The 7062-nt window shown below is 42.7% G+C and carries 7 protein-coding genes; all 7 read left to right on the top strand.

Annotation, left to right across the window (positions count from 1 at the left end; all coding sequences use genetic code 11):
• A partial coding sequence (locus RID09_RS11280; protein WP_446336036.1) for a transposase occupies nt 1-226 on the top strand: 226 nt, incomplete at its 5' end.
• A gap of 638 nt (nt 227-864) precedes the next feature.
• Entirely contained in the window at nt 865-2193 is a 1329-nt protein-coding gene (locus RID09_RS11275; RefSeq protein ID WP_446336035.1) for a nucleotide sugar dehydrogenase, read from the top strand.
• A complete protein-coding gene (locus RID09_RS11270; RefSeq protein ID WP_446336034.1) occupies nt 2190-3134 on the top strand; it encodes a Gfo/Idh/MocA family protein in 945 nt (314 codons plus the stop codon). Before RID09_RS11275 ends, RID09_RS11270 begins: the two co-directional genes overlap by 4 nt.
• Complete coding sequence (locus RID09_RS11265) at nt 3127-3720, top strand: acyltransferase (RefSeq protein WP_446336033.1); 594 nt, start codon at nt 3127-3129, stop codon at nt 3718-3720. Before RID09_RS11270 ends, RID09_RS11265 begins: the two co-directional genes overlap by 8 nt.
• Before the next feature lie 95 nt (nt 3721-3815).
• Complete coding sequence (locus tag RID09_RS11260; RefSeq protein ID WP_446336032.1) at nt 3816-4985, top strand: DegT/DnrJ/EryC1/StrS family aminotransferase; 1170 nt, start codon at nt 3816-3818, stop codon at nt 4983-4985.
• Between the two features lies 1 nt (nt 4986).
• The gene (locus tag RID09_RS11255; protein WP_446336031.1) at nt 4987-5748 is read left to right on the top strand and encodes a class I SAM-dependent methyltransferase; all 762 of its coding nucleotides are present in this window, start codon (nt 4987-4989) and stop codon (nt 5746-5748) included.
• A 9-nt stretch (nt 5749-5757) separates the two neighbouring features.
• On the top strand, nt 5758-7044 hold the full coding sequence (locus RID09_RS11250; protein ID WP_446336030.1) for an oligosaccharide flippase family protein: 1287 nt from the start codon (nt 5758-5760) through the stop codon (nt 7042-7044).
• The last annotated feature ends 18 nt before the right edge of the window (nt 7045-7062 follow it).

Genomic DNA, 7062 nt, shown 5'->3' with positions numbered 1-7062 from the left:
GGATATTGCGGAATGGATGAAAGAAGCTTATAAATATTTTCCAAAAAGTTGTCAAACAATAAAAAGATGGATTGATGAAATCTTAGCCTATTTTGACAACCGTACTACACCATCTACAGTGGAGGGAATTAATCAAAAAATCAAGCTGATTAAAAGAAGGGGTTATGGGTTAAATAATTTCGACAATTTTAGAAGAAGGGTTCTGCTTAATTGGCATTTTTGCTAGTGATTTATCATACTTAGTCTAGAAGAGCCGGAACGAACAAGGATGAAAATGCACTTTGGTCAGATAGGAGTCTCCCCCGGACGCGATCGCACCCGTTAGGGATGAGCCGAAACACCTGTGGTTAGGTAGGGGCGACCCGCTTGCACTAATGAACAACTAAGCGTGTACTTAATTGGGCTGGGTCGCCCTCTCCTTTACGATCTGGCTCCTCCTTTACTAAGGAAAACATGAGGTTCGTAGTAGGAACTTTAGTTCGGCGCCAGCTTGCACGAGCTACTTTTCTGGGGAGAACTCATGGTGGAGACGTCTGGCTTGATTGCTGATAATCGCAGCGAGGATGGCAACCATGAAACTGGCGATCGCATCCAGTACTACCATTTGTACTAGGGACCTGTTTCTGGTATTGTTTGGGTTGGAGTAGGGAGAGGGCGATCGCGATCGCTAAGAGTCTTAGAGTTCCACATGCCATAAACCTCTAGTTGCGGCGGAAAAACTGAATAATATCGAGTCAGGAAACTTCATCCTCATTCTCGATTATGTATTTTTTATCAATTCCGTTTTCCTCCTACACCGACATCGATTATTATGATCACAACTAGCATACAGCGCCTAGCTGTAGCGTCATGAAAGTGAATTAAATGGCTGATGTCAATCAAACATTTTTAGACTTGCAAGAGAAAATCAGCAACCATACTGCCATTGTTGGTGTGGTGGGCTTGGGATATGTAGGATTGCCCTTTGCTGTGGAAAAAGCTAAGGTTGGCTTTACTGTGCTGGGGATCGAGCAAAATCCTCTAAGAGCTGAGCGAGTTAACCAGGTTGATAATTATATCGCTGATGTTAATGATGAAGACCTGAAGCAGGTGGTCAAAGATGCCAAGCTCAAGGCATTTCCAGGCTTTGATCATGTTCCGGAAATGGATGTGATCGTGATCTGTGTCCCGACACCTTTGACCAAGAATTTGACGCCGAACTTAAACTACATCGAAAATGTCACCCAAAAAATTGCTCACCAACTGAAACCAGGTCAGCTCGTGACGTTGGAATCAACTACCTATCCGGGGACAACGGATGAGGTTATACGCCCGATGCTAGAACAAATCAGTGGTCTCAAGCAAGGTGAAGATTTTTTCCTGGCTCACTCTCCAGAGCGGGTAGACCCCGGAAATAAACGCTACACGACCAAAAATACCAGTAAGGTGGTAGGGGCATCAGATGGTCATTCTCTGGAGATAGCGACGCTGTTCTATGAGCAAACCATTGAGCATGTTGTACCTGTTACCAGTGCTAAGGCGGCTGAGTTGGTTAAGGTGTTTGAGAATACGTTTCGAGCAGTAAATATTGCCTTGGTCAATGAGTTGGCACTGTTGTGCGATCGCATGAATCTGAATGTCTGGGAAGTGTTAGATGCTGCCAATACTAAACCCTTTGGGATTATGCCATTCTATCCCGGACCGGGGGTAGGGGGTCACTGTATCCCTATCGATCCCCATTATCTCGAATGGAAAGCCAAGGAATTTAACTTTGAGACACATTTTATTGCCCTGGCGGGTGAAATTAACCGCAAAATGCCGGAGTTTGTGCGGGAGAAAGCACGGCGAGTTCTGAATAATTTGGGTATTGCTCCGGCAAAAGCGAAGGTGCTGGTTATCGGTGTGGCTTATAAGAAAGATTTAGGAGACTGGCGAGAGTCACCTGCGATCGCGGTTATCGATTACTTGTTAGAAGATAACGTAAATGTGGTTTATCATGACCCTTATGTTCCAGAAATTGAAGCACAAGGGCAGATGTTTTACTCCGTTGAACTGACGGATGAGACAATCGCTGTGGCTGACTTGGTGATTATTGCCACAGATCATAGCCGAATCGATTATATTGACCTGGTGGAGAAAGCTAAAGCCGTTCTGGATACGCGAGGTGTGACGCGGCTGTTGAATTGCGATCGCGAAAAGGTGACACTCCTATGAAGTCTGTAATTGTCGTGGGTGCGGGAAACTGGGGTAAAAATCTGGTGGGGAATTTTTATACCCTGGAGGCGCTGGCGGGTGTGGTGGAGGTGAATACTGAACTCCGCCAATGTGTATCAGCAACCTATCCCGATGTGTTAACCTATGGTGACTATCAGGACGCTCTAGCCGCAGATGTTCCGGCTGTGGTGCTAGCTACACCAGCCGCGATGCATTACCCAATGGCACTCGCCGCCTTGGAAGCTGGGAAGGATGTGTTTGTGGAAAAGCCAATGTGCTTGCAGGCGGAGGAGGCGCGGCAATTGGCGGAATATGCGGATAAGCATGAGCGTATTTTAATGGTAGGGCATTTGTTACTCTATCAACCCGCGATCGCTTGGATGCGGGATTATTTAGCTAGTGGGAAAGCGGGAGAAGTGTTGCATGTAGCAACCCAGCGGGCGAAACTGGGTAAGGTTCGCACTGAGGAGAATGTTTGGTGGTCATTTGCCCCCCATGATATTTCCGTGGTACTGGATTTACTAGGTAATCCTCCGGTGAAAACGGTGCAAGCTCACGGTCATGCGATGTTACAACCCAGGATTGAGGATAATGTCCATGTAGACCTAGAGTTTGAGCTGGGTAAGACCGCCCATATTCATTGTTCCTGGTATTGGCCCCTGCTGCAACGGACGACAGTAGTGATTGCCAGTGAGCAAATGTTGGTTTACGATGAGGTCTTGCAAACCGTTACGGTGTACGACAAGGGTGTTGATGATCAGTGGCAGAATCGCGATCAAGGGAATTGGTGTGTACAGGTGGCAGCATCTGAACCGCTGAAAATTGAGTGTGAACATTTCTTGCACTGTCTCAAGACTCGCGATCGCCCTCGTTCCGATGGTTGGAATGGGGTAGCTGTGGTAGAAATTTTGGCAAAGGCGCAGGAGGCGATGGGTGGTTGATTATTTCGTCCACGAATCAGCTTATGTGGATGAGGATGTCCAGATTGGTGCAGGAACGAAAGTCTGGCACTTTTGCCATATTATGGGCAAGGCGAAGATTGGTCGCCATTGTTCTTTGGGGCAGAATGTTTTTGTGGCGAATAATGTGGTGGTGGGTGATGGCTGTAAGATTCAGAATAATGTTTCTCTCTATGAGGGGGTAATTCTGGAGGAGTATGTCTTTTGTGGTCCGAGTATGGTATTTACCAATATCAAGACGCCGCGCTGTGAGTTTCCTCGGAATACCAGTGAGGATTATCAGACGACGTTAGTCAAGCGGGGGGCGAGTATTGGCGCAAATGCGACGATTGTCTGTGGGGTGACGTTGCATGAGTATGCGTTTGTAGCGGCGGGGGCGGTAGTGACGAAGGATGTACCCGCTTATGCTATAGTTGCTGGGGTTTCGGCAAACGTGACAGGGTGGATGAGTGCTTATGGGGATGTGCTAGAGTTTGATGCTGATGGTTATGCGGTTGACTCAACGGGGGTGAAGTATCAACAAGTATCGGAGATGACAATTAGAACGTTAACTATAGATGAACGGTAATTCCGATTGGCTGCTTAAATCCCCAAGTTGAGGTACTTCAGATGCCTTCTCCCGTTCCGGGTATAGACCCTTATTTACCAGAACAGTTTAACTAGATGAGCCAGCTCAAAATTCCTGTTCTAGACTTGAAACCTCAGTATGAGAGTATCAAAGCAGATATTCAGGCAGCGATTAATCGTGTTCTGGAATCTGGTCAATTTATTATGGGTCCAGATGTCAAGCTGTTTGAGCAGGAGGTGGCGGCGTATCTGGGGGTGAAACATGCAATTGGAGTTAACTCGGGTACGGATGCGCTGGTGATTGGTTTGAGGGCGTTGGGTATTGGTGAGGGGGATGAAGTGATTACTACTCCCTTTTCGTTTTTTGCCACGGCTGAATCGATTAGTAATGTAGGGGGAATACCTGTATTTGCTGATGTTGATTTAAGGAGCTATAACATTGATCCAGAAGCGATTAAGGCTAAAATTACGCCTCGGACTAAGGCAATTATGCCCGTTCACCTGTATGGGCAGCCGGCAGCGATGGGTCAAATTATGGATATTGCCCGGGAGAATGGCTTAAAGGTGATTGAAGACTGCGCTCAGTCGTTTGGCGCTCGTTATTGGGGAACGTGTGCCTCATGTCAGGGTTTGTGTCAGGAGAATACACGCACTGCGATTAGCGGGAAACATACTGGTACGATTGGCGATGTTGGTGCTTATTCGTTTTTCCCCTCTAAAAATTTGGGAGCCTATGGTGATGGCGGTTTGGTTGTTACCGATAATGATCAGGTGGCGGAAGTTGCCAGAATGTTGCGGGTGCATGGGGCGAAGAAGAAGTACCACAACGAAATGTTTGGTTATAATTCTCGCCTAGATACATTGCAAGCGGCGATTTTGCGTGTAAAGTTGCCCTATCTGGATAAGTGGAATGAGGAGAGGCGAAAGGTAGCTAAAACTTACAATGATCTATTGGCTGATGTTTCGGGTATAATTACGCCTGAACTGGCTGACGATCATGTGTTTCATCAGTATACAATCAGGGTAACTGAAGGAAGGCGCGATGGGGTGCGGAAAAATCTGGCATCGGAGAGTATAGATACTATGGTTTACTATCCTGTACCGCAAGATAAATTACCAGTTTATAAAGGTCAATATCCTGTTAACCCGGTTAGTGACTTGTTAGCTGAGCAAGTACTCAGCTTGCCGATTTGGACTGAATTAGATTGGTCTGTTATACATTATGTTGTTGATGTATTGTTAACGGGAATGGAGAGAAAAAATTAATATGGAATCTTTTAGTAAGCTCTATGACAGCATGGATGAGTATATCCGTAGAAGAGACCCTGCTTCCTATGAAAATAAACGGATAGAGTTAGAAGTAAAATATTTCAAAATTCCTAATTTAGTTGAGGTGCTGCCAAAAGAATTTAAGTATAGCTCTGTAGCTGAAATAGGTTGTGCAACAGGAGAACTAATTGGAACGTTTCCAGGTTCTGATATTAAACGTAGGGTAGGATTCGATATTTCATCTCTAAATATATTATCGGCTAGAAAAAAGTTTCCCCAGGTAACATTTTACAACAATGACTTTCGCTTATCGGCAGAAAAATTCGACCTAGTTATACTAAGTGATATTTTAGAACATGTTGAAGATGATGTTGAATTTCTTCAAGCTGCTGCCCAGATGGGAAAATTACTATTGGTCAATTTGCCGCTTGAGAAATGTCTTATTAACTTATTTAGAAATTATGGTTTTGACGATCCATCAGGTCACTTGAGAAGCTATTCTTTGAAAGATGGTCTACAGCTTTTTGAAAATGCAGACTTGTTGACTCTAAAATATTTACGAAAGTGGTCTCTTGAGAGTGAGTATGAATTGTTCAGGCAAAAACTGAATGAGGAAATAAAAGGATCAAGGTTTTCAGGGAATTTATTGCAACAAAAAATCAAAGTATTTATTTTCCTATTAACATCCCATTTTCACAGTCTTGAACGATTCATTTTCTCAAGTAACTTGTTTGCCTCTGTATGCTCTAAATATCAATGATATATACAGATGAGACTTAAAAAAAAGATTTCAATTACTTTTTTATTGCAAAGTTTGGGCGTTTCAGCTACTGCGTTAACCAAAATAATTATTGCTCAGCGATATGGCCCTGAAGGACAGGGATATTTTAGCTACTATTATTCCTTAGTAAATTTATTGTCAGGAATCGGACTTTTTGGGTTTCCGCAAGCGTTTGTTTACTTAATCAATTCTAAAAAGCTTGATCCCGAATGGTCGAAAAGTTTCTCTTTTTATTACAGCTTTTTGGTAGGATTGGTAGGATTTGCGGTTTTGTGTATAGGCACTCCAGCCTATTTGCTGGAATTAATTGATTTAAGGGCTATGGCTTTTGGCGCTTTAATTATTGCATCTAGTGCTACTTTACTCAATGGATTGTACAGAGCTATAAGTTTAGCTACTCAATCGATTTATATTTACAATATTATATCTTTTGCCTCGCCTGTTATCCTTTGCTTGATTTGTGTTATATGGAAACCCCTAGACTATCAAAATTTAGCTATAGGAATAGTTTTAGCTGCTATTATTAATAGCTGTTTAAGCTCTATATTTCTGAAAGTAAAAATATTTTCTACGGAAAACTTTAAGATAAATTTAATCAGAATTAAAAAAGCAGTAAGTTATGGTTTTTGGTCGTTCATTCCAAATATTTCTATTGGTTTAGTTACAGCATTCACCTATAGTATTTTGAGACAGGGGGGAATAGCTGAAGCGAACGCCGGTTACTTCAGTATTTCTCTCCTGTTTATATCATTTAGTACTTTACCTTTAAGTCTGATAACACCTGTAATATTTAACACTTGGTCACAGCAGAATAATAGCGGGAGCATGCTTAACACCTATGTAAAGCTTTCTCATTTTGGAACGCTGATTGCATTGGTTGGCTGTGGTTTGGGAATCTTTTTAGTAGAACCTGTGACTAAGGTGGTTTTTGGAAAAGCATTTTTAGCTTCGGTTTCCTCCACACAAATCTTATTGGTAAGTCTTTTTGCTGTCTACAAAAGTCAATTGCTTTCTGCTGCTTTACTGGCAGTCGGTTATCCCAGCAAAGTTGCAGTTGGACAATTAATTAAGGCAATTCTAATTATCTCTATAATGAGTTTAGGATTCTTGAATTCTGCTACAGACGCAGCTATAGCTTGGTGTTTAGGAGAATTTTGCAGTATGCTTTATATGTCTATTGTTTTTTATAAAAATACAAATTTGCCATTACTACAAGTAATTGGTTTACATATACCTTGGCTTTTCAAAAAAATTAATATAAAAAATAATTTATAGATACATATTTTATAGTAT

Origin of the sequence: Coleofasciculus sp. G1-WW12-02, assembly GCF_040219735.1 — a bacterium.
Classification (GTDB): domain Bacteria; phylum Cyanobacteriota; class Cyanobacteriia; order Cyanobacteriales; family Coleofasciculaceae; genus Coleofasciculus.
The sequence above is the reverse complement of the archived record's forward strand: the minus strand, read 5'-3'. Positions and strand labels throughout refer to the sequence as shown.

Excerpts from the sequence above, each read along its gene's own strand:
- RID09_RS11275 (WP_446336035.1), top strand. The coding sequence starts at position 865 with ATGGCTGATGTCAATCAAACATTTTTAGACTTGCAAGAGAAAATCAGC.
- RID09_RS11250 (WP_446336030.1), top strand. The coding sequence starts at position 5,758 with ATGAGACTTAAAAAAAAGATTTCAATTACTTTTTTATTGCAAAGTTTG.
- RID09_RS11270 (WP_446336034.1), top strand. The coding sequence starts at position 2,190 with ATGAAGTCTGTAATTGTCGTGGGTGCGGGAAACTGGGGTAAAAATCTG.
- RID09_RS11260 (WP_446336032.1), top strand. The coding sequence starts at position 3,816 with ATGAGCCAGCTCAAAATTCCTGTTCTAGACTTGAAACCTCAGTATGAG.
- RID09_RS11255 (WP_446336031.1), top strand. The coding sequence starts at position 4,987 with ATGGAATCTTTTAGTAAGCTCTATGACAGCATGGATGAGTATATCCGT.